This is a genomic window from Pseudomonas sp. GW822-FHT06D10 (genome assembly GCF_058799535.1).
Window position 1 is genome coordinate 44,625 of the sequence record NZ_JBXALN010000004.1, and the last position, 19,299, is coordinate 63,923.

Below are 19,299 nucleotides of genomic sequence, written 5' to 3' on the forward strand. Positions count from 1 at the left end.
CTGGAGTCTGTTCATCCTCTGGCGAGCGATGCTCAGGCTTGTTCAACGCCGCATAAAGCAAACACCGCACATCCTGAACCGCGGCTTAGCCCTGGGCGTCCAGGCGACGCTGGGTGTCGATGTCGATCTGCTGGCGCAGGGCCTGGAACAACGGGCTGGCATCGGTGTAGCGGCGGCCGTAGCCGAGGTTGAAGCGGTAGTCGAAGTCCGCCGGGTTCTGGCCCTGGGTGTGTTGCAGCAGGGTTTCCAGCTTGTCCAACGCCTTGACCGTGCGCGCCTCGGTGCTGGCGGCGCCTTCATATTCATCCCACAGGTCCAGCAGGCGCTGGCGGGCCGGGGCGTCCAGGGACCGGGCGAGAAATTGCAGGTCGTCGCGCTCCTGCTGGCTCTTGTGCGGGTGGCCGGCCTGGGCCACCGCCGGGATATCGCCATGAATGGCCTCCCCCAGGTCGTGGACGATGCACAGCTTCAGCACCCGCAGCAGGTCCAGTTCGCCCAGTTGGTCTTCGAACAGCAATGCCATCAGGCACAGGCGCCAGCTGTGTTCGGCGGTGCTTTCCTGGCGGCCGCTGGAGGTGTGGGCGCTGCGCAGCACGTCCTTGAGTTTTTCCGCTTCACGGAGGAATTCAAGGCGGCCGCTGAGAAGTTCGGGGGTCATGGACAAGCCTGCTGCAAGTGAATGAGGCCCGCGCCGTGGGGGCGGCGGGCGATGGCTTGCCAGACTAGTCAGCGGCCGGAGCCCGGTCCACGGATAAAATATGCGTGGCGTGGCCTCGACAGGCGCTTCAGAGGGTTTCCACCAGGCGCACGGCGTTGCCGTCGGAGAGGTTGAGGCGGGTCCAGCGGCACTGGCTGGGGGCGATGGGCACGATGGCCGAATCGTTGTGGCCGCTGAAGAATTCCAGGGACGGCGGCGCCAGCACCTCGCGCCAGCCCAGGTCATCCAGGGCGGCTTCCTTGCGGGTGATTTCCTCGGTGCAAAAGCCCCACAGGGACTGGCCCAGCAGCTCACTCAAGGGCACGCCGAACTGCCCGGCGCGGGTCGCTGAACAGGCCAGCAGGCGGTGGGTCAGGTCGCACACCAGATGCACGGCGCGCGGGCTGTCGTTCACCAGCCGCGCCAGGGCCTGGTCGGCGGCGGCGCTGAGGTTGGCCGCGAGCAGTTGCTCCAAGCGCGCACGCTCTGCCGGTTCCATGGCTTGCCGGCCGTTTTCCCAGCGGGAAATGCTCGACTGCGCCACACCGAACAACTCGGCGGCGTGCTGTTGCTTGACCCGGTGCAACAGGCGCCAGCGCCTGAGGGCCAGGCCCAGATGGGGTGAGGTGAACAGAGCTACGGACATGGCCAGGGCGATGCGAGTAAAGGGGGCCGGCAGTTTCGCAGCCTCGGCGCTTGGCGGGCAACTTGCGCCGACCAATGCAATTGGTCCGGCCCGCCACAAGTTGCTGGACAGTGCAGTAAAAGCCCCGAAAAATCAGCACCTTTGCCCCGCCCTCTAAGGGCCGGGCGTCTGTGCCAAGGAGTTCGGCCCAATGCTCAATGTCCTGTTTGTCTGCAGCCAGAACAAGCTGCGCAGCCCCACCGCCGAGCAGCTGTTTGCCGACTGGCCGGGGATCGAAACCGCTTCGGCGGGGCTCAACCACGATGCCGAAGTGCCCCTGGGCCCGGAGCTGGTGCAATGGGCCGGGCTGATTGTGGTGATGGAAACCCGCCACCGGGAAAAACTGCGCAAGCGCTTCAAGGCGCAGTTGAACAACCAGCAGATTGTCTGCCTGAACATTCCCGATGATTACGAGTTCATGGACCCGGAACTGATCCAGTTGCTGCAGCAGAAGGTGCCGCAGTTTCTTCCCGATGGCGGCGAGGCTCGCTGATATGCCCCTGATATTCAGGGCCCTGTCCGCGTGGCGGTTGGGAGAGCGCTGGCGAGCCTGCGGCTCGTTCGCAGCCTTCGGCAGCGGCTACACGAAGCGGATGCAGGCGCTAGCGTCACGGGCAACTCTGTAGCCGCTGCCGCAGGCTGCGCAAGGCACCGAAGGGGCCTCGGCGGTTGCGGGAGCGCCGGCGAGCCTTTGGCAGCAGCTACAAGGCGCCAAGGGCGGCGATCAGTTCCGCCGAGGCGTTGTACAGCGGCGTGCTGCCCTGCAACAGGATCTGTGCGCTGCGCCGGTAGGCGGCGCCATCGATCAGCAGCTCTCCACCGGCCAGCCGGGCGTTGATCAGGGTCTCCAGCACTCCGGCGGGGTTTTCAATCGCCAGCGGGTACTCGCCCGGCTCCTCGCCGATCACCGGCGCCCGTGTCAGCAGGGCGTGGGCCACGGTGCCTTCGGCCAGGCACGCCGCCGCCAGGCAGCAGCCACCGGACACCGCCAGGGATGGGTGGGCGTTCTGCGGGGTGAAGTAACGGGTGGCGATATCCCCGCCCTCTCGCGCCGGGCTGACGATGCAGATCTTCGGGATGGTTTCGCTGCGCCGCAGCTCGTCGGCGCTCATCAGGCTGCCGTCGCGCTTGCGCAAGCCCATGCGCAACCCGCCCAGCACCATCAGTTCCAGCAGGCGCGCCTTGAATTGCGGGTCGGCGTCCAGCTGGGCCGGGGTTTCCTCGCCGGTCTGGCCCAGGTCCGCCGCACGCAGGATGACCATGGGCACCGCCACGTCGATGCAGGTGGCGGCGATGCCGTCCAGCAGGTCCACCCGTTTGCCGGTGGGGAACAGCGCGCCGGTCTTGGCCCCCACCGGCTTGTCGAGAAACAGGTCGACCCCGGGAAACACCCCGTTGACCCCGGGAATCCGCGTGTCGCTCAGCAGCCGGCCATTGGCGAAGCCCAGGCGCGCATACATCGTGGTCTGGGTGTTGCTGTTGTAGATCTCGATCTGCCCACCGCCCTCCCCGGGCTCCAGCCAGCCGCGCTGCAGGGCATACAGCGGCAACGCCGCGGACATGTTGCCGCAGTTGACGCTCCAGTCGATGGCGCTCTTGCCCGCCGCCAGTTGCGCCAGGGTGCTGATCATCCGCGTCTCGCCGAGGCGGCGCTCGACGATGAACACCTTGTTGCTGGTGGGCCCGCCGCGCCCCAGGCCGGTGATCTGGGTATTGCCCGGCCACTCGCCCTGCAGCGGCACGCCCATCAGATGGCGCAGCAACTCTTCCACCAGGGCTTCGTCCCGGGGCAGCGCTTCGCGGGCCAGGATCAGCCCGGTGGAGGTGCCGCCACGGGCGTGGCACACGGGGAATTCAGGGATGGCAGCAGGCTTTTGCAGATCAGGCATGGCGGGCGCCTCCAGGGTGGGCGAATGGAGCAGCCCCTTGTCGCACGGGCAACGGGCGGCAGCGCAGCATGATAAACCGTCGCGGCCGATCCCGGGGCCTGTCGCTTGGCGATCCGGGGTCGCCCGATTGCACATCGTGCCCGGGGCCGATCACGACCTGGGCCTGAGCCATGCCGCCCAGGCGGCGCTATGGGCCGATCAGCACCTGGGCCTTGGCACGGGTGCTACAGGCCTGTAGTCCGAAGCGGCCAGGAGGCCCTCGCGGCGCTTTTTTGACCGGCCCATTTGACTAACAGTCTTGAGCTTCTAGATTCCACTGGCGACCTCATGGAAGTGCATTTCGCCCGGTGCCCGACAGCTGTTGCGCCGCGCCCGGATGCTCGGTGGCCGCACGCTGCACAGCCAATGACACCCGGGCCTGGATCACCAGGCCCATAGCGCGACAACAGGGAGCCGGACATGAACGAAAACATCGTGGATATCCTTGTCACCATTGACGTGGACACCATTCTGGAAAGCAACGGCAAGACCTTCGACGGCGGCAACACGCTGACCTTGAGCCAGCACAGCGCCACCCCCACCCAGCTCTACAACTACTACAGCAACGGCCAGCGCCTGTCCGACCAGGTGGTCTACATGGTGGCCCGCCGCGACAACACCGACGGGCCGGACGGCGGCTCCGAACTGGCGGTCAACCTGCGTCAGGGGGACATTGTCCGCTGGCGCGCCACCAGCCTGTCCAAGGGCATGTACAACGCGGTGCTGCTGTACCAGTACACCCAGACCAACCCGGTACCGAGTGCCGGCAATCCGCCCTATCTGACCGACGTCACCCCAATCGTCCTGGACAGCACGCCGCTGCCCATCATCGACAAGGACAACCCGGCCGGGCAGCCCATCGCGCAAAGCGTGCAGAACTACTACTGGCAGGCCAACGCCACCCGGGTCGGCTCGCGCATTACCTACACCTGGGCCTTCATGATCCTGGACAGCAACAACAAGGTGATCGCCTACTGCTCCTGGGACCCGTACTTCTCCATCCACTGATGGCCATGGCCTCTCCCCGTTGCGGGGAGAGGCTTGCTCCAGGCTTCAGGCGCGCCGGGCCAGCAACAGCACCGAGGCCGCCGCCGACAGCAACGCCGCGCAGCAACGATTGAACAGGCGCTTGCCCGCAGGCTCGCTGAACCAGCGGCGCATGTGCAGGCCCATCAGCGCATAAGCGCTGATGGCGATCCACTCCAGCAGCAGGAACAACAGCCCCAGCACCAGGAACTGCGAACCCACTGGCGCCCCGGGCTCGACGAACTGCGGCAGAAACGCGGTGAAGATCAGGATCGCCTTGGGATTGCCGATGGCCACCAGAAATTCCTGCCGGCTGAGGGCCAGCAGCCCGGACACCCGGCTGCGCTCCGCACTCTGCACCTGGGGGTCCGCGGTCCACAGCTGATAGGCCAGGTACAGCAGGTAGCCCGCGCCGAGAATCTTGATCCCGTAGAACAACAGCTCCGAGGCTTGCAGCACCACCGCCAGGCCGGCGGCGGCCAGGGCGATCATCAGGGCGAACGCTGCAAGGCGGCCGATGCCCGCCAGGCACGAGGTGCGAAAACCGTAGGTGCTGGCATTGCGCACCGACAGCAGGTTGTTCGGCCCGGGGGCCATGTTCAGGGCGAAACAGGCCGGGAGAAATAGCGCCAGGGTGGCGAGGTTCATAGGCACTCCAGAATCGGCAAGGCGTCGTTGTTGACCGGCAAGGAACATAAAACGCCTGGGCTCCGGGACACAAGCCAGCCCCGGCGATTACGCCCCGGCCAGGCGCAAGGCATAGGCACGGATGTCCAGCGGCCAGTCCTCGATGCACTGTTGCAGGCGCGCCAGGTCCGCGGCGAACAGCGCCCGGGTGGCTTCTTCATAACCGGGAAGATCGCCGCCCATGGCCAGCATGAACTGGTAGGCCGCCTCTTGCGCGGCCCGCTGGCGCTGCGGTTCGGCGCCATGGCGCCGGGCTTCGTCCACCAGCCGGCGCAGCACCGCCGAGGCGCCACCGGGCTGCTCGGCCAGCCAGTCCCACTGGCGCGGCAACAGGGTCACTTCCCGAGCGATGACCCCCAGCTTGGGTCGCCCCCGCCCCCGGGGCGCAGCCTCTTCGCCCTCGACCGGCGCAGCAGCAGGCTGGCGCGGGCGATAGCGCCCGTTGCCCGGCGCCGGCGTGGCGGCCAGGCGCTGGCGCACTTCGTCCGGGGTGCCCCGCAGGTCGAGGTCGATGACCCGGCCGCTGGCATCGTCGAACACCAGCAACGGCTGCGGCGCCGCCTCTTCGCTGGCACGCTTGACCGCCAGCGCGACCTCCAGCAACGGGCCGGCTGCCAGCACCTGCTGGGCCTGAAACGCAGTGACGGGTTGGGTAAGTGAGTCGGACATGGTTATGGCCTCAAGGAAACGAGGCTGCATATTACCCGGGTATTAATAAGACAAGCAATAATACCCGGGTAATATTTAAACGGCGGTCGGCCCTCGCGACTGCCGCTGTGGGGCCGGCTCGCTGTCGGCGGGCATCTCGATGCCCCAGTCGCCGTCCAGGTACCAGTCCTCCCCGAGCATTTCCGCCGGGTGCATGGTGCGATCGGAACCATTGCCGCAGGCCAGGGCATTGGCCGCGCAGTAGCGGTCGCAGCCCCAGCAGATCCGCTCGGGGTGTTTGGGGCGCAGGGGAAAGGGCTTGGCCATGGCGGCTCCCGAAACCTGGATGAAGGAGCCTGCACCTTAGAACCTGCGGCGCCTTCGGGGCTTGATCCCGATCACAATGGCAAAGTGCGGTCCTGGATCACCTGCTTCATCACCAGGGTCGAGGTCAGGCGCTGGACGTTGGGCAAGGTCGACAGGCGTTCGTCATACAACCGCTGGAACGCCGGCAGGTCGCGGGTGATCACCTGCAGCAGGTAATCGGGCTCGCCGAACAGCCGCTGCGCCTCGACGATCTGGACAATGCCCTGCAAGGCAGTTTCGAAGGCCGCCACGGCCTGGTGATCGCCCTCGCGCAGGGTGACGAACACCATGGCCGAGAAATTCAGCCCCAGGGCGCTGGGCGCCAGTTGTGCGCGATAGCCCAGGATCACCCCGGACTGTTCCAGCGCCCGTACCCGGCGATGGCAAGGGGACAGGCTGAGACCGACCCGCTCGGCCAGGTCGGTGACCGAAAGTCGGCCGTCGGCTTGCAGCTCGGCAAGAATCTTCTGATCAATCCGATCCATTTGAATAATTCTCCCCATTAGAAGGTTTGCAGTTGGAATATTAGAGAAAAAATCCCCCTCGATCTTCACTATTCTTTCTTCACACCTTGAAGCCCCTGTTCACCGCAGCTGTGCGGCGGTCGAACCCCTGATGCCCGTGAGAAAGCCCCATGCCCTACCCCCTTGCCAAGCCGCACCCTGCGCTGCCTAGCGCGACCGCCTGCCCCGCCCACGCTACCTGCAGCCAGCCGAGGTAAGCCAGCATGGAACCGAGCATGTTGGCCGCGTTCTGGGCAGTGTCGCTGCTGTTCGTGATCACCCCCGGCGCCGACTGGGCCTATGCCATCTCTGCCGGGCTCAACGGCCGGGTGGTGATTCCCGCGGTATCCGGGCTGCTGAGCGGGCACCTGCTGGCGACCCTGGTGGTAGCCGCCGGGGTCGGCGGGCTGGTGGCGCGTTACCCCCTGGCCCTTGCGGGCCTGACCGTGGCCGGTGCCGGCTACCTGCTGTGGCTGGGCGTCGGCCTGCTGCGCCACCCGTCCACGCCCCAGGCCGGCGCAGGCCAGGCCGATGCTTCCTGGGCGCGCTGGTCGTTCAAGGGCCTGTGTGTCAGCGGCCTAAATCCCAAGGTCTTCCTGCTGTTCCTGGCCCTGCTGCCACAGTTCACCAGCCCCGCGGCCGCCTGGCCGGTGTCGCTGCAGATCCTCGCCCTGGGGCTGCTGCATGCCTTCAGTTGCGCGGTGATCTACCTGTTGGTGGGCTTCGGCTCGCGCACTGTTCTACAGGCGCGGCCGGTGGCGGCGCTGTGGGTCAGTCGCCTGTCGGGCGGGTTGATGGTCCTGATTGCGCTAGTGTTGCTGGCGGAACAACTCCTGGCTTGAGGAAGACCCATGCACAGCTTCAGACAACGAGCGGCTCGCGGGCTGCAAAGCGGTGACAGCTTCAGCCTGTCGCGATGCTTCACTCCCCAGGACATCCAGCGCTTTGCCGAGATTTCCCGGGACTACAACCCGGTGCACTACCACCTGCCCTTCGCCGAGGCCCGAGGGTTTCGCGAACCGGTGGCCCATGGCCTGCTGACCGCCAGCCTGGTGACCGAGATCGGCGGGCAGATCGGCTGGCTGGCCTCGGCGATGAGCTTCCAGTTCCGCCGCCCGGTCTATGCGGGGGATACCGTGACCTGCCGCTGGCTGATCACCGAGGTGGATGCCCGGGGCCGGGCCACGGCGGTCATCACCCTGAGCAACGAAGATGGCGTGATCGTACTCGAAGGCGAAACCCGCGGCGTGCTTCCCGGCGAACAGGAACGGCAGTTACTGAGCCAGATGCTCGCCGAAGGCGACCCGGGCAACCCCTTGGCTCTGTAGGCCGCAAGACCTGCGGCGAACCCGAAGACGCCTTCGCTGGCAAGCCAGCGCCTACACAAAGCCCCGCCACCACGCCATCTCGTAGGAGCCGGCTTGCCGGCGAAGAGGCCCTCACGCCCTGCGGCGCACCCGAAGACGCCTTCGCTGGCAAGCCAGCTCCTACACAAAGCCCCGCCAGCGCGTCATACCGCAGGAGCTGGCCAAGCACAGAATTTTCTCTGACAGCGGCTACGGGATCGCTATGATGGATCACCATGAACCCCAGCCCCGCGATCCGCCAACCCTGTCCGCCCGGCGCCTGCATCTGCGAGCGCGAGCAGTTGCTGGACACCCCCGGAGCCGACCTGCGCATCCTCAATCTCACGCGCCAGGAGGAAAAGCGCCTGCTCGAACGCCTGGAAAACCTCAAGGACCTGGCGGACCTGGAACACATGCAGCGGCGGATGTACGAACAACTGGGCATCCGCGTCGAGATCAGCCCCAGTGACAACGTGGTCCGCAGCATGCGCGGCATCGCCATTTCCCTGGGCGAGTTGCCCGGCCTGTGCCGCAAGACCCGGCAATCGATCCCGGCCGCCATCCGCCGGGCCATGGAGCAGCGCCCGGAAATCGCCTACCGCCTGCTGGACTCCCAGGACCTGTTGCGCGGCACCTGAGGGCCGCGCACTCAAGCGCCGCCCATACCGTTCAAGGCTTGCAGGCCGGGGCCTGAACCCGGAAACTTGCCGCTGCTTTTTCCAGGACTTCTCTCATGCAAAACACCCCATTGAACGCCGCCGACTTCGAAACCCTCGAAGACACCCTGCTCAAGTACGGCGACGACCACTCGGTACTCAACCCCTGCGAGCTGGACGGCTATTTCACCGCGCTGGTGTCGGGCCCGACCCAGGTGGATATCGCCGAATGGTTCCCGGCGATCTGGGGCGGCGAGAACCCCAATTGGGAAACCCCGCAAGAGTGCCGGCAGTTCATCGACCTGTGCGTGCGCCACATCAACACCCTGGCCGAACAACTGGCCAGTGATGCCCAGGGTTTCCATGCACGTTTCGAAACCACCGAACACCAGGGCCAGGACCTGTTGCTGGCCGAAGAATGGTGCTTTGGCTACCTGCGTGGCGTGGCCGTGGGCAACTGGCCGCAGATGCCGGCACCACAGACCGGCCTGTTGCAGACGATCATCGACTGTGCCGAACAGGACAACTTCGAACTGCCGGCCGACCTGGATCTGGAGCAGCATCGCCAGCAAGTGGCGGCCATCGAACCGGCCGCTCGGGCGCTGCATGCCTATTGGACGGCGCAGCGCTGAGGCTGACGCCAGCAGAAGCACCACGGGGGCCCTAAGGGGCAAAAAAAGGCAGACTTCCCGCTCGGGGAAGTCTGCCAGCCAAGGACGGATAATGCTCATGTTCAAATGCATCAAGAGACTTTTCAGCCGGAATGCACCAGCGCAGCCGCAGCCGCAGGACATTCCCGCACCCGCCGCCCCACCGACATTGGAGGAATATCTGTCCGGCTTGCCAACTTGCGATCATGAGCCCGACGAGGACTTCTATTACCGAACAGAAGCGGCTGACCAATGGACGCGATACTTCTCAAGCGAATTCACCATACCCTGCCGCAACCAGGGAGGAGGTCATTCCCAAGACCTGACGATGAACGAAGCGCTGAAAAATTACGCAGCCGTCCATGGTCTGGTGTACGTGTTCTACTACTACAGCCCATTCCCCTATGCACAAACGAAGATTGCCTCGCACCATGAGGAGTGCATTGAGGCTGCCTCAGGGCTGATCTCGCCTTACAAACATTGGATGCTCCTGTGCTTTCTGGCTCGCTATAAAAAAGACACCGCGGCGTTGACAGGGCGAACAAGCTTTGCCGATGGGACCCAAAACGATCAAGAGTGTCGATACATCATTTGCGATCCCCCCTGCCTAACCATTCCACGACAGGACATCCAACTTCACTTGAATGGTCATTGGTACTCATTGCCGGCCATCACCGATTTAACTCTAGGCCAGCTCATGGTGACTTGGCGCGATGATGCAACCTTCTGCGCTTCACGAGCCGCTTCACTACTCCTGGCCGTGAAAGTCTGATCAAAGGTCCATTCCCGTTTTAAGCAGGCATGGTGTGCGCCATGCCTGCAAAGCTGGGTGCGCTTCAACAGGGTAGTAGTAAGGCCCTCAGATCATTGGGTAGGCGCATATTCCTCAATCAGTTTCCACAGCAAACGGCCCATCGGTAGGCGGTAGATATCGCTGTGGGCCCCTCCTCCGGATCCCGGCGAGTTGAATTCGGTAATACCGTTAGAAGCGTCGATATAGGCCACTTTTCTGTCCGGGCCGGTGCTCTTGAACGGCTCGGCGCAGCCTTGCTGACCGTGCTTGCAGACTTCGAACCGACCTCCTGGAACTGCGGATGTGTCAGAAGCCGTCATGCACTCGAATATGCGCTGGTACTGGGGGTCGGTCGTATCGCAGGCCTTGTGGTATGAGCCGATCGATCCGGCAGGATCGGTCCAGACGATAAAGGGGGCGCCGGTCGCCGAATCGTTGGTGGCTGCAGTCAGCACCACCTTGGTCTTTTGAAGATGCCCGTAGTCCCGATAGGGAGCGCCTTCACGTCCGAGATCCGGGGCAAAACGGTTGATGCTCATCGCCCCTTGCAAGCCAACGGCCAGATCAACCGGGCTGGTGACCATCGGCTGATCGGGGAACTGACTGCCAAGAGGCACCAGGGCCGGTGAACTGAACACCGCGCGAGTCATGGCGCGCGCCCCGAAACTGTGGCCTAGCGCAACAACCCTGGCCTTGCTGCCAGAGGCCGCCAGGCTGCGCGGAATGGTTTCGTTGAGAATCTTGTTCAGCCAGGACAAGCCTACTTCGTCCGCATCATTGGCCTTATTTGAATAGCTGAATACGTTGCCGAAGGAGTTGGACCAATAAGACGGCCAAGTCACGCCAATGACCAAGGGGCGGAAGTGACCAGTCACCTGATCATCGACCAGCGGTTTGATTGCCACCGTCCTGTCGATCGGACTTTCTTGCTGTCCCTTGGCCGCTTCCAAGGAAGCGGCCATCAAGTTACCAGCCAAATCATTGAAATTTCGTATTGCTTCTTGTTGGGCAGTGTTCCACCCCATGACAATCACCAGAACATGGGTGTAACTACCTTGCCGAAGGTCCTGGGTCAAATTATTTTCCAGCGATAGCAGCGCATACTTTCCATAATCGTAAAACTGATAGGCATGGGCATCCACCTTGTCCAGATTGGTGGATATTGAGCAGGCATGCCAGTCACTTATTTTCGCCAGATCATAGTTTTTTTTGACGAGTGATAATTGCTTTGCCGCGTAAGCGTTATATACAAAGCAATGATTCTTTGAAAGATAAGGATCACTTGCCCCGGCGGTGTCCTTGGCTATCGAGTTTTTTATGATGTGCGAAATAAACATCGCCTTAGAGTCACTTTCCTGAAATCTCCTGATCTGACTTGGTGTTCCCCAACGGCTTGGTTCTTCCGCGCTGATGTATTGGCCGCTCCGGACGAAGCTGACCTGAGGATAAGCCTTGGGGCCGCCGACGATGGCCTGTGGGCTTTTTTCAATGGCCACGACATACCCTGGGTAATGCAAGGCGGTTCCGGATGGAAAATACAGGCTGGAATGGAAGTTTTTTGCATTGGTGCTATCCAGTTGCAATGCCGACTCATAAGGCTCCATGACCGACCCGGGTCCGGAACAACCAGCGACTCCTACTCCCAAGGCAATCAGGCTTAACCATTTGAGACGCATCATAACTAACTCCCTGGATCACTCCTGACCCTTATACTGACCTTCGCGCCGTAGACACATTAGTTAGAGGCAACGTGGACATCTTGCCTAGTCACAACACCACTATAGTCAGCAAGCGGCACTCAGCCAGTATCTCGATATATAAATATTAAGACTTACCTCTAAAGCCTTTTCCACATGAGACCTGCTTTACTTCAACACTCCAACCTGCCCTCACTCGCTAGCACAAATCAAATTTAAATCCAGCCACTACTTGAAAAAAACCTATTCGATAGCGAACTTATAGTTAGCCGACAATCAACTTTTATTTAATAAACACAAAAATAATAAATTACTACAAGATCAACTACGCCGGGCTCTGGCCAGTGCAGTGGCATGAGAATACTGGTTCCGCTGCTGGCCCGCCCCATGAGAAACGCCGCTGGCCCTACCCGGGCCAGCGGCGTTTTCATGCCTGCCATCAGGTGCTGCGCGGGGGTTACAGCAACTGGCGTTGCACCGCTTCATCCAGGGTGCTGCGGGCCAGTTGCTGGACCACGTCGCGGGTATCCGCCTGGAAAGGAATCGCCACGATCAGCAGCAGTTGCATCCAGGTACGCACCGACTCGCTCTTGCGAATCCGTCCCAATTCCTTGCCGTCCTTGTCCTTGAACACCGTCTCCAGGGTGAAGGTGTTCTTCGCCGTGGACGGGATGATGAAGAAGGTGGCGCCGGTGATGATGGCCGAGGCCATGCTGAACTGTTCGTTGTTGTACAGGGTGGCTTCGGCGTACAGGTCCGACTCGACCTTGTCGGTGCTGACCCGGGCAAAGCGCCCGGACTGGCGGTAGGTATCGGCCACCGCCGCTTCCCAGGCGACGGCCGGGGCACCGGCGGCAGCATTGGCCGGGCCGCCATTGACCTGGTTCATCGCGGTGGTGCGCACGAAGGCCGTGGGTTTGTGTTGCTCCGCCTGGGCGGTGGGTGGCCAGGCCGTGACCGGTGTCAGTTCGTGTTGCGAATAGGACACGCAGCCGCTCAGCAGTACCGCGGCCAGCACCAGTGCGTGCTTGATGGAACCGAACATGTGACGCTCCTTGATCCTAGTGCGCCAACCGGGCGGTGGCGTTGTCGAGCAATTTGGCAACCAGCTCGTTGAGCTGCTTGGCGCCCTGGGTCGGGGCCCAGTATTCGCGCCCGTAGAGACCGACATTGCGCTCGAACTTGAGCTGCTCCCTGGCGCTGGCCAGTTCCTTGCCGTCGCGATCGACGATCGACAGATCACCGGCCAGGTCGAAGCTGTCGACGTAGATCGGGCCATTGACCCAAATCCACAGCGTCAGGGTCAGCAGAGCCCCCGGCACATAGCCCGGGTGCGGCCCGCGATGGCCCTTGAGGGAGGTCATGTTGAACTTCAGCACCACGTCGTTTTCCCCCAGGCGGGTAGGAAATTCGCTGAGTTGCTGGAAGTAGCCGGCGCTCTTGACGTAGGGCGTCAGCTGGGCGGTCAGGGAGCGGCTGATGGCGGTGCGGGTGGCTTCGTCGATACCGGCGGCGGAAACCTGCACATCGGCAATTTGCGCAGTGCGCGGGCTGCTGGCAGGCGCGGGATGCAGCGGTGCGCCCAAGGGGCCGGTGACGTTGTAGGACACACAGCCGGTCAGCGCCAGGGTGGCGACAAGGGCGGTGGCCCTGAGGAGGGTTCTGAACACGAAATATCCTTATTGAGGGACGGACAGCACCAACGTCTCGACCCCGGCGTCCAGAACTTTAGGAAAACCTCGCATTCGGTTGGGCGGGACAGGCCCGCTCCCGGGCCTTATTGATAATCCTCTTCATAGGCCTGGAGCAGATTGAACAAGTGCTCCTGGGGCATCGCGCAGTCCTCCAGCGCTTCGGGCGCAACGCCGTTCCACTCCTCATCGGGGTCGCTTTCGACAATCAGCAGCGGCACCTGGGCGTTGTTGCAGAAGGCGAGGATGTCGCGCAGTTCCTGCTCACGTTCCACATGGTCGTTGTGAAACAGCTTGGCGCTGTAGAAGAAGCCCTCGGCGCCACGGCGCAGATAGCCCTGGGCAACGCTCAGGGACAGGCCCAGGCGTTGATGGAGAAACTTGACCAGCGCCAGGTCAGTGCTGGGAGTCGCGGCGGCGATGCTTATTCTGGACATGGCAGCTTCCTTGATAAATCGGCGGGCAGCCCTCGCCCTGCTACTCGGGGCACCACAGTTCGAGCCCCTCCACATGGCGCTCGATGTCGTCCATGTCGTCCTCCCCCAGGGTACGGTCGAAGGGTTCGCTGAGAATCCTGCGCACCTGGGCCAGGCGTTGGGTGACCTGCTGGTTATCGATGAAATCGGTGGTGGCGCGCTGGTAGTCGGCCACGGGTTTATCCATGTAGTAGGCGCCCATCTTGTGCAACGAGATCAAGACGAACTCCAGCTCCGCCAGGGCCTGCAGCGCCTGCTCGCCAGAGAGGGTGATGGTGCGGTTGCTTTCCAGCATCGAAACTTCCTGGGTGCTCAACAGTTGGACAGAACGCCGCCTGGGCGGCGTGCGGCGCGCGCTTCAATCAGGCAGGCCACCGCCCATGCTGATCATGGCCTGGCCGGGCTGAACAACAGGCCCGGCTGACACCGCTCACCGACTCGGTGCCGGAGCCAGCTTGAGCCGGGTCGGATCGACCGCGCAGGCCATGTTGCGCAGCTCCCCGATCAACGATTGACGGGGAAAGGCGGCCCATTGCGCAAGATCTTCCTTGCGCATGACCTCCACGCCCTGGGCGAAGGGCTCGGAGAAGTACACCCGGCCGAACTGCGCCGACTCATCCTTCTCGCAGTTGATCACCCGGGTCGCGCGGGAGCTGTAGATCGGCGGCTTGCCACCGCCCAGCGCAGCAGGCTTGGCGTAGTTGTTGACCAGATAGAACTGCCGCAGGTTCGGGTTGTTCTGGTAGAGGGCCAGCGAGTTGGCGGCAAAGTAGGTGGCCAGTTCCGGGCTTTCCAACACCTTGAACATGCCGTCCGGACGCTGCGGCGCCGGGGCCTCCCCGGGGGTACCCGAATGCGCGCAACCGGCGAGCAAAAGCGCCGCGCTCAAGCTCGACAGCTTGTTCATCGGCCCGCTCCCTGGGCCAGGTCCGGCCGCTCCTGCTCCAGCAATGGCTGATCGACAGTGCCCTGCAGCGAGCAGAGCAAACGGGTCTTGCCGTCTTCCTGGCTGAGCATGAGGATCTTTTCCGCGGAGCCCGGCGCCGGGGCAATGCCCGAAGCGGCGGCCGGGTTGTCCTGCCAGGGGGTCGCGGCGTTGAGTTTGATCTGCGGCCGGGAGACGAAGTATTCGCCAGTCTCCTGCCAACCGGCCTGGGGCAGCGCGGCCATGACGGCCTCGCGGCTGGCATCGATTTCAAAGCCCCAGAAGTGAAAGGTGCCCTGCTCGCCCAGGTCGAACTGGCGGTCGTAGTAGGCGGTCAGGGGCAGGCCCTGATCCAGCAGCGGCCGGGAAAACGCCATTAGCGCGGTGGCGCTGTCGCGGCGCTCCGCCACCGGAATCCAGGCGATGCCCTGGCGCTGATTCTCCGCCAGTTTCACCACCTGCCCGAGCTCGGCGCGCTGCTGATACAGGGCCTTGAAAAAACTCGGCTGGCACTCCAGCAGGCTCTGGCTGAGGCTGGCCGCCTGGGCAGCGCCGGCACTCAAGCCCAGGAGCAAGGCCAACAGCGGTGAGGTGGAAAGGCGGGGCAAGGTGCGCGTCCGTTGCATGGTCTGGAGCATCCTGAGCAGGCGAAAAAAACGCGACTCTACTCCCGCCGGCACCGCCGAGACAAATCCGCCTGCAGGCACCAGGCCTGCATGGCAGAGCGGCGCCGCAGCCGGTTCAGAGGAAAATACGGCCCTTGAGGTACAAGGCGCCGTAGCCGCTGATAATCACCCGCCCGTTGTCCAGCACCTGACACTCCAGCTGGCCCTTGCGCGCCCCGCCCTGCTGCGCCCGCAACTGGCGCTTGCCCAGGCGCGCGGCCCAGTAAGGCGCCAGGGAGGTATGGGCGGAACCGGTGACCGGGTCTTCATTGACCCCGACCCGCGGGCCGAACCAGCGCGAGACGAAATCGAATGCCCGGGACGGCGCCGTCACGGCGATGCCGCGCACATCGAAGGCGGCCAGTGCGGCGAAATCGGGCTTGAGCGCCTCCACCAGAGATTCGTCGTCCACCACCAGCAGGTAATCGTCGGTGCGGTACAGGGCCTCGGCCGCCGGCAACCCCAGGGCTTGCAGCAGGGCCGGAGCAATCGCCACGGCTTCGGGCTGCTTGGCGGGAAAGTCCATGGACAGCAGGCCGCCCTCGCGGCTCACCCGCAACTCGCCGCTGCGGGTGGCAAAGCGCAGCACGTCGCGGCGCTCGCCCAACTGCTCGAACAGCACCCAGGCCGCCGCCAGGGTGGCGTGCCCGCACAGGTCGACCTCCACCGTGGGGGTGAACCAGCGCAGTTCGAAGACTTCGCCCCGGGGCACGAAATAGGCGGTTTCCGACAGGTTGTTCTCCAGGGCGATGCGCTGCAGGACCTCGTCCGGCAACCAGGCATCCAGGGGGCACACCGCCGCCGGGTTGCCACCGAAGACGTGGGAGGTAAAGGCATCCACTTGAAAGATATCGAGCTGCATCGCGGTCATTCCTCGGCGCCTTGGGCGCGGATCTGTTCCAGGTAGTTGTAGATGGTGTAGCGGGTCACCCCCAGGGCCGCGGCGGCCTTTTCGATCCCGCCCTTGACGATGAACACCCCGCGCTCCTGCATCTGGCGCACGGCGTCGAGCTTGTGTTGCTTGCTCATGCGCGCCCCGTTTCCCGGGCAGGCGCCCTGAATGATCTGGGCCAGCAACTGTTCCATGTCGGGGGCTTCGTCGCGGCGCGGCGCAGGCGCGCTGCCCAGGCCCAGCAACTGCCCGAGGCAGGCATGAGCGGCGGCGATACCGCTCAGGTCGCTGTTGCTGCACAGGCTGGCGAAGGGCTGCCCGCTGCTGTCGCGAAAGATCACCGTGGAACTGCGCAGCTCGCGGCCATCGGGGGCCAGGGTCGGGTAGTTCTCCAGCACCAGCGGGGTCGCCGCGGAGCGGTCTTGCAGGGCGCGTCGCACCGCGGCAAAACCCAGGTCCTGGCGCGGCCCGACCAGCACCGGGTCGCCTACCCGGCGCCCGGTGACATGACCATTGGCGATGGCGACGATCGAGCACTCGGGACGGTCCAGGTCATGCAGGACAATCTCCACGTGCCGGCCGACCACGCTGCCCAGCATCTGCAAAGTGCTGTGCAGCACCTGCAGCACCAGCTGACGTTCGGCAAGCAGGGAAGCGCAAGATCGGTTCATGGGTGACTACCAATGTGAACGGCCAGGAAAAATATCAACACTTTGTTGAATATTCAACTTCTTGTTCAGTCGATCCCGGTCATGCCCGCCCATCATGGCAATTGCATAGCCAAGGGCATTGCTGCAATATTCGCAAATGTAAAACGTTCTCATTAAATATCCCCATTCAAGTGCTCTGCCCCATGACCCCCAACCTGCTTCTCGTGGAAGACGACGCCCGACTGCGCGACGACCTGGACCTGCATTTCCGCCAGCGCGGCTTTACCGTCACCACCTGCACCGACGGCCGCCAGGGGCTGGCCGCAGTGCGCGCCGGCCACTTCGACCTGGTGTTGCTGGACATCATGCTGCCGGGCATGGACGGCCTGGCGCTGCTGGAAACCCTGCGCCAGGAACAGGGCACGCCGGTGATGCTGATGTCGGCCCTGGGCGCCGAGCAGGACCGCATCACCGGCTTTACCCGAGGCGCCGACGACTACCTGCCCAAGCCCTTCAGCCTGGCCGAACTGGACGCCCGCGCCGACGCCCTGCTGCGGCGCATGGCCCGGGTGCAACAGCTGCAGGCCACGCGCCAGGACCCGATCCTCAGCTTCAACGAACAGGCCCAGGACGTACTGCACCAGGGCCGCGCAGCGGGCCTGACCGGTTCCGAATACCGGCTGTTGGTGACCCTGCGCGAGCACCCCGGGGAAACCCTGAGCAAGCCGTTTCTCTATCAGCACGTACTGCACCGCATCTACACGAGGCTCGATCGCGGCCTGGATGTGCACGTGTGCAACCTGCGGCGCAAACTCGCGGACCTTGGGGTGCAGCACCTGCAGATCCAGGCGGTGCGCGGCGCGGGCTACATCCTGGTGGAAGCGGAACGCCACTGATGCGCCGTCACCCCCTGCTGTGGAAACTGGCGCTGTTGCAGATCGGCTTCTGCCTGCTGCTGACCTGGATCATCTGGACCTGGGGCCTGTCGGCCGAGCGCAGCACCTATTTTCTCGACCCCGCCGACCGCCAGTACCTGGCCAGCTACGCCCAGCAGGCCGAGCACGCCTGGCGCCAGGGCGGAGTGGCCGCGGTCGATGAGTTCCAGCGACAACTGGCAACCCGGGAAGACACCTGGGTCGCGGTGATCGGCGATCGTCTGCAGAGCCTGGGCAGCACGCCGCTGACCGCCGAGGAAGCCAGCCACCTGACCTTCATGCGCAAGCTCGACTGGCCCATGAGCCGGCGCCTGCAGGACGAGTTGCCCTACGTCAGCATCGAATTCCCCGAGCACCCGGAGCAAGGCCGGCTGGTGCTGCAACTGCCCGAGCGCCTGCTGCCCAGTGGCCTGACGCCCTGGACCCACCTGCTCAGCCATGGCGTGGTGCCGACCCTGCTGGCCGCCCTGCTCGGCCTGTTGCTCTACCGCCACCTGGTGCTGCCGTTGAACCGCCTGCGCGACCGCGCCGATGCCTTGCGCGCCGACGACCTGGAAAGCCAGGGCCTGGGCACGCCCCTGGTGAACCGCCACGACGAACTGGGGGAACTGGCCCTGGCCTTCGAGCACATGGCCGAGCGCCTGCGCCAGAGCCTGGCCCAGCAGCGCCTGCTGCTGCGCACGCTGTCCCATGAGCTGCGCACGCCCCTGGCGCGGTTGCGCATCGCCCATGACAGCCGGTTGCCGCCGGAGCAGTTGCGCCAGCGCCTGGACCGGGAGATCGCCGACATGCAGCGCCTGCTGGAAGACACCCTGGACCTGGCCTGGCTCGACACCGAGCGCCCGCAACTGCCTACCGAAGCGGTGCAGGTGCTGTCGATCTGGGAAGCCCTGCGCCAGGACGCCTGCTTCGAAAGCGCCTGGGACGCCGAGCGCCTGCCCTGCCTGCTGGACGCCGAGTGCCGGGTCCAGGTGCACCTGGACAGCATCGCCCAGGCCCTGGAGAACCTGCTGCGCAACGCGATCCGCTATTCCCCCGCCGGCGGCCGGGTGAGCCTGCGCGGCTGGCGCGAAGGCGCCTATTGGCACCTGTGCCTGGAAGACCAGGGACCAGGGGTTGCCGAACAGGACCTGCAACGCATCTTCCAGCCCTACCAGCGCCTGGACTCGGCCCAGGGCGACGGCTTCGGCCTGGGCCTGGCCATCGCCCGGCGCGCCGTGGAGCTGCATCAGGGGCGGATCTGGGCCAGCAACGGCCACCCCGGGCTGTGCATGCACCTGCTGCTGCCCGCCGCCTACGCCCGGCACAAGCTCGCCCGGCTCCCTGACACAACCTCGTACCGACCGGGAAGTGTTTAGAAAGTTAATGCGCTTTACTCGCAAA

At 64.2% G+C, this 19,299-nt stretch carries 25 protein-coding genes; 9 read left to right on the forward strand and 16 right to left on the reverse strand.

The annotated features are described in order from the left end of the window. Window positions 1-85: 85 nt before the first annotated feature. The gene (locus AC1RL5_RS13880; protein ID WP_492589572.1) at window positions 86-658 is read right to left on the reverse strand and encodes an HD domain-containing protein; all 573 of its coding nucleotides are present in this window, start codon (window positions 656-658) and stop codon (window positions 86-88) included. Between the two features lie 127 nt (window positions 659-785). After that, window positions 786-1,343 carry a helix-turn-helix domain-containing protein gene (locus AC1RL5_RS13885; protein ID WP_177191001.1) on the reverse strand — a complete coding sequence of 186 codons (558 nt, stop codon included), beginning with the start codon at window positions 1,341-1,343 and terminating at the stop codon, window positions 786-788. A gap of 190 nt (window positions 1,344-1,533) precedes the next feature. On the opposite strand from AC1RL5_RS13885, the gene AC1RL5_RS13890 reads away from it, so the two are divergent. Continuing rightward, window positions 1,534-1,875 (forward strand): low molecular weight protein tyrosine phosphatase family protein, encoded by a 342-nt coding sequence (locus AC1RL5_RS13890; RefSeq protein ID WP_346624188.1) that lies wholly within the window; start codon window positions 1,534-1,536, stop codon window positions 1,873-1,875. A 208-nt stretch (window positions 1,876-2,083) separates the two neighbouring features. Here the strand turns inward: AC1RL5_RS13890 and AC1RL5_RS13895 are convergent, their stop codons facing one another. Further along, window positions 2,084-3,271 (reverse strand): PrpF domain-containing protein, encoded by a 1,188-nt coding sequence (locus AC1RL5_RS13895; protein WP_492589573.1) that lies wholly within the window; start codon window positions 3,269-3,271, stop codon window positions 2,084-2,086. Window positions 3,272-3,730: 459 nt separating this feature from the next. Between AC1RL5_RS13895 and AC1RL5_RS13900 the strand changes: the two genes are divergently transcribed. Then, a complete protein-coding gene (locus AC1RL5_RS13900; protein ID WP_011060980.1) occupies window positions 3,731-4,318 on the forward strand; it encodes an AidA/PixA family protein in 588 nt (195 codons plus the stop codon). Window positions 4,319-4,363: 45 nt separating this feature from the next. Here the strand turns inward: AC1RL5_RS13900 and AC1RL5_RS13905 are convergent, their stop codons facing one another. The 4 genes from AC1RL5_RS13905 to AC1RL5_RS13920 form a co-directional block, all read right to left on the reverse strand. Continuing rightward, a complete protein-coding gene (locus AC1RL5_RS13905) occupies window positions 4,364-4,984 on the reverse strand; it encodes a LysE family translocator (RefSeq protein WP_011060979.1) in 621 nt (206 codons plus the stop codon). Window positions 4,985-5,071: 87 nt separating this feature from the next. Continuing rightward, complete coding sequence (locus AC1RL5_RS13910) at window positions 5,072-5,722, reverse strand: DUF2239 family protein (protein WP_011060978.1); 651 nt, start codon at window positions 5,720-5,722, stop codon at window positions 5,072-5,074. Between the two features lie 45 nt (window positions 5,723-5,767). Then, a complete protein-coding gene (locus AC1RL5_RS13915) occupies window positions 5,768-5,998 on the reverse strand; it encodes a DUF3079 domain-containing protein (RefSeq protein WP_072442137.1) in 231 nt (76 codons plus the stop codon). 71 nt (window positions 5,999-6,069) lie between these two features. Beyond that, complete coding sequence (locus AC1RL5_RS13920) at window positions 6,070-6,522, reverse strand: Lrp/AsnC family transcriptional regulator (RefSeq protein WP_011060976.1); 453 nt, start codon at window positions 6,520-6,522, stop codon at window positions 6,070-6,072. A 242-nt stretch (window positions 6,523-6,764) separates the two neighbouring features. On the opposite strand from AC1RL5_RS13920, the gene AC1RL5_RS13925 reads away from it, so the two are divergent. From AC1RL5_RS13925 to AC1RL5_RS13945, 5 genes are all read left to right on the forward strand, one after another. After that, complete coding sequence (locus tag AC1RL5_RS13925) at window positions 6,765-7,382, forward strand: LysE family translocator (RefSeq protein WP_011060975.1); 618 nt, start codon at window positions 6,765-6,767, stop codon at window positions 7,380-7,382. Between the two features lie 9 nt (window positions 7,383-7,391). Next, window positions 7,392-7,868, forward strand: coding sequence for a MaoC family dehydratase (locus tag AC1RL5_RS13930; RefSeq protein ID WP_072452232.1), 477 nt, complete (start codon window positions 7,392-7,394; stop codon window positions 7,866-7,868). Between the two features lie 254 nt (window positions 7,869-8,122). Next, window positions 8,123-8,524: a hypothetical protein gene (locus AC1RL5_RS13935; RefSeq protein ID WP_011060973.1), complete on the forward strand. Its 402-nt coding sequence runs from the start codon at window positions 8,123-8,125 to the stop codon at window positions 8,522-8,524. 95 nt (window positions 8,525-8,619) lie between these two features. Next, window positions 8,620-9,174 carry a UPF0149 family protein gene (locus AC1RL5_RS13940; RefSeq protein WP_065363862.1) on the forward strand — a complete coding sequence of 185 codons (555 nt, stop codon included), beginning with the start codon at window positions 8,620-8,622 and terminating at the stop codon, window positions 9,172-9,174. Between the two features lie 91 nt (window positions 9,175-9,265). Continuing rightward, window positions 9,266-9,964 (forward strand): hypothetical protein, encoded by a 699-nt coding sequence (locus tag AC1RL5_RS13945; RefSeq protein ID WP_072452234.1) that lies wholly within the window; start codon window positions 9,266-9,268, stop codon window positions 9,962-9,964. A gap of 92 nt (window positions 9,965-10,056) precedes the next feature. Here the strand turns inward: AC1RL5_RS13945 and AC1RL5_RS13950 are convergent, their stop codons facing one another. The 9 genes from AC1RL5_RS13950 to AC1RL5_RS13990 all read right to left on the reverse strand — a co-directional run bounded on the left by AC1RL5_RS13950 (window position 10,057) and on the right by AC1RL5_RS13990 (window position 17,002). Next, window positions 10,057-11,664: an alpha/beta hydrolase gene (locus tag AC1RL5_RS13950; protein ID WP_072452235.1), complete on the reverse strand. Its 1,608-nt coding sequence runs from the start codon at window positions 11,662-11,664 to the stop codon at window positions 10,057-10,059. Between the two features lie 475 nt (window positions 11,665-12,139). Then, window positions 12,140-12,727, reverse strand: a complete 588-nt coding sequence (locus AC1RL5_RS13955) for a hypothetical protein (RefSeq protein WP_072452236.1) — start codon at window positions 12,725-12,727, stop codon at window positions 12,140-12,142. 16 nt (window positions 12,728-12,743) lie between these two features. Beyond that, complete coding sequence (locus tag AC1RL5_RS13960) at window positions 12,744-13,352, reverse strand: hypothetical protein (RefSeq protein WP_041752195.1); 609 nt, start codon at window positions 13,350-13,352, stop codon at window positions 12,744-12,746. A 107-nt stretch (window positions 13,353-13,459) separates the two neighbouring features. Beyond that, entirely contained in the window at window positions 13,460-13,810 is a 351-nt protein-coding gene (locus AC1RL5_RS13965; protein WP_103407495.1) for a hypothetical protein, read from the reverse strand. A 40-nt stretch (window positions 13,811-13,850) separates the two neighbouring features. Beyond that, window positions 13,851-14,144 carry a hypothetical protein gene (locus tag AC1RL5_RS13970; RefSeq protein WP_123577612.1) on the reverse strand — a complete coding sequence of 98 codons (294 nt, stop codon included), beginning with the start codon at window positions 14,142-14,144 and terminating at the stop codon, window positions 13,851-13,853. Between the two features lie 135 nt (window positions 14,145-14,279). Next, window positions 14,280-14,756: a surface-adhesin E family protein gene (locus tag AC1RL5_RS13975; RefSeq protein WP_015635370.1), complete on the reverse strand. Its 477-nt coding sequence runs from the start codon at window positions 14,754-14,756 to the stop codon at window positions 14,280-14,282. Continuing rightward, window positions 14,753-15,400: a hypothetical protein gene (locus tag AC1RL5_RS13980; protein ID WP_093408610.1), complete on the reverse strand. Its 648-nt coding sequence runs from the start codon at window positions 15,398-15,400 to the stop codon at window positions 14,753-14,755. Before AC1RL5_RS13980 ends, AC1RL5_RS13975 begins: the two co-directional genes overlap by 4 nt. A gap of 115 nt (window positions 15,401-15,515) precedes the next feature. Continuing rightward, window positions 15,516-16,301, reverse strand: coding sequence for a PhzF family phenazine biosynthesis protein (locus AC1RL5_RS13985; protein ID WP_123577649.1), 786 nt, complete (start codon window positions 16,299-16,301; stop codon window positions 15,516-15,518). A gap of 5 nt (window positions 16,302-16,306) precedes the next feature. Next, window positions 16,307-17,002, reverse strand: a complete 696-nt coding sequence (locus tag AC1RL5_RS13990) for a helix-turn-helix transcriptional regulator (RefSeq protein WP_011060962.1) — start codon at window positions 17,000-17,002, stop codon at window positions 16,307-16,309. Between the two features lie 182 nt (window positions 17,003-17,184). On the opposite strand from AC1RL5_RS13990, the gene AC1RL5_RS13995 reads away from it, so the two are divergent. Beyond that, the gene (locus AC1RL5_RS13995; protein WP_123430909.1) at window positions 17,185-17,877 is read left to right on the forward strand and encodes a response regulator transcription factor; all 693 of its coding nucleotides are present in this window, start codon (window positions 17,185-17,187) and stop codon (window positions 17,875-17,877) included. Next, window positions 17,877-19,274 (forward strand): HAMP domain-containing sensor histidine kinase, encoded by a 1,398-nt coding sequence (locus AC1RL5_RS14000; RefSeq protein ID WP_492589574.1) that lies wholly within the window; start codon window positions 17,877-17,879, stop codon window positions 19,272-19,274. The genes AC1RL5_RS13995 and AC1RL5_RS14000 overlap by 1 nt, the downstream gene beginning before the upstream one ends. Window positions 19,275-19,299: the final 25 nt, after the last annotated feature.

Excerpts from the sequence above, each read along its gene's own strand:
- AC1RL5_RS13880 (WP_492589572.1), bottom strand. The coding sequence starts at position 658 with ATGACCCCCGAACTTCTCAGCGGCCGCCTTGAATTCCTCCGTGAAGCG.
- AC1RL5_RS13885 (WP_177191001.1), bottom strand. The coding sequence starts at position 1,343 with ATGTCCGTAGCTCTGTTCACCTCACCCCATCTGGGCCTGGCCCTCAGG.
- AC1RL5_RS13890 (WP_346624188.1), top strand. The coding sequence starts at position 1,534 with ATGCTCAATGTCCTGTTTGTCTGCAGCCAGAACAAGCTGCGCAGCCCC.
- AC1RL5_RS13895 (WP_492589573.1), bottom strand. The coding sequence starts at position 3,271 with ATGCCTGATCTGCAAAAGCCTGCTGCCATCCCTGAATTCCCCGTGTGC.
- AC1RL5_RS13900 (WP_011060980.1), top strand. The coding sequence starts at position 3,731 with ATGAACGAAAACATCGTGGATATCCTTGTCACCATTGACGTGGACACC.
- AC1RL5_RS13905 (WP_011060979.1), bottom strand. The coding sequence starts at position 4,984 with ATGAACCTCGCCACCCTGGCGCTATTTCTCCCGGCCTGTTTCGCCCTG.
- AC1RL5_RS13910 (WP_011060978.1), bottom strand. The coding sequence starts at position 5,722 with ATGCAGCCTCGTTTCCTTGAGGCCATAACCATGTCCGACTCACTTACC.
- AC1RL5_RS13915 (WP_072442137.1), bottom strand. The coding sequence starts at position 5,998 with ATGGCCAAGCCCTTTCCCCTGCGCCCCAAACACCCCGAGCGGATCTGC.
- AC1RL5_RS13920 (WP_011060976.1), bottom strand. The coding sequence starts at position 6,522 with ATGGATCGGATTGATCAGAAGATTCTTGCCGAGCTGCAAGCCGACGGC.
- AC1RL5_RS13925 (WP_011060975.1), top strand. The coding sequence starts at position 6,765 with ATGGAACCGAGCATGTTGGCCGCGTTCTGGGCAGTGTCGCTGCTGTTC.
- AC1RL5_RS13930 (WP_072452232.1), top strand. The coding sequence starts at position 7,392 with ATGCACAGCTTCAGACAACGAGCGGCTCGCGGGCTGCAAAGCGGTGAC.
- AC1RL5_RS13935 (WP_011060973.1), top strand. The coding sequence starts at position 8,123 with ATGAACCCCAGCCCCGCGATCCGCCAACCCTGTCCGCCCGGCGCCTGC.
- AC1RL5_RS13940 (WP_065363862.1), top strand. The coding sequence starts at position 8,620 with ATGCAAAACACCCCATTGAACGCCGCCGACTTCGAAACCCTCGAAGAC.
- AC1RL5_RS13945 (WP_072452234.1), top strand. The coding sequence starts at position 9,266 with ATGCTCATGTTCAAATGCATCAAGAGACTTTTCAGCCGGAATGCACCA.
- AC1RL5_RS13950 (WP_072452235.1), bottom strand. The coding sequence starts at position 11,664 with ATGATGCGTCTCAAATGGTTAAGCCTGATTGCCTTGGGAGTAGGAGTC.
- AC1RL5_RS13955 (WP_072452236.1), bottom strand. The coding sequence starts at position 12,727 with ATGTTCGGTTCCATCAAGCACGCACTGGTGCTGGCCGCGGTACTGCTG.
- AC1RL5_RS13965 (WP_103407495.1), bottom strand. The coding sequence starts at position 13,810 with ATGTCCAGAATAAGCATCGCCGCCGCGACTCCCAGCACTGACCTGGCG.
- AC1RL5_RS13970 (WP_123577612.1), bottom strand. The coding sequence starts at position 14,144 with ATGCTGGAAAGCAACCGCACCATCACCCTCTCTGGCGAGCAGGCGCTG.
- AC1RL5_RS13975 (WP_015635370.1), bottom strand. The coding sequence starts at position 14,756 with ATGAACAAGCTGTCGAGCTTGAGCGCGGCGCTTTTGCTCGCCGGTTGC.
- AC1RL5_RS13980 (WP_093408610.1), bottom strand. The coding sequence starts at position 15,400 with ATGCAACGGACGCGCACCTTGCCCCGCCTTTCCACCTCACCGCTGTTG.
- AC1RL5_RS13985 (WP_123577649.1), bottom strand. The coding sequence starts at position 16,301 with ATGCAGCTCGATATCTTTCAAGTGGATGCCTTTACCTCCCACGTCTTC.
- AC1RL5_RS13990 (WP_011060962.1), bottom strand. The coding sequence starts at position 17,002 with ATGAACCGATCTTGCGCTTCCCTGCTTGCCGAACGTCAGCTGGTGCTG.
- AC1RL5_RS13995 (WP_123430909.1), top strand. The coding sequence starts at position 17,185 with ATGACCCCCAACCTGCTTCTCGTGGAAGACGACGCCCGACTGCGCGAC.
- AC1RL5_RS14000 (WP_492589574.1), top strand. The coding sequence starts at position 17,877 with ATGCGCCGTCACCCCCTGCTGTGGAAACTGGCGCTGTTGCAGATCGGC.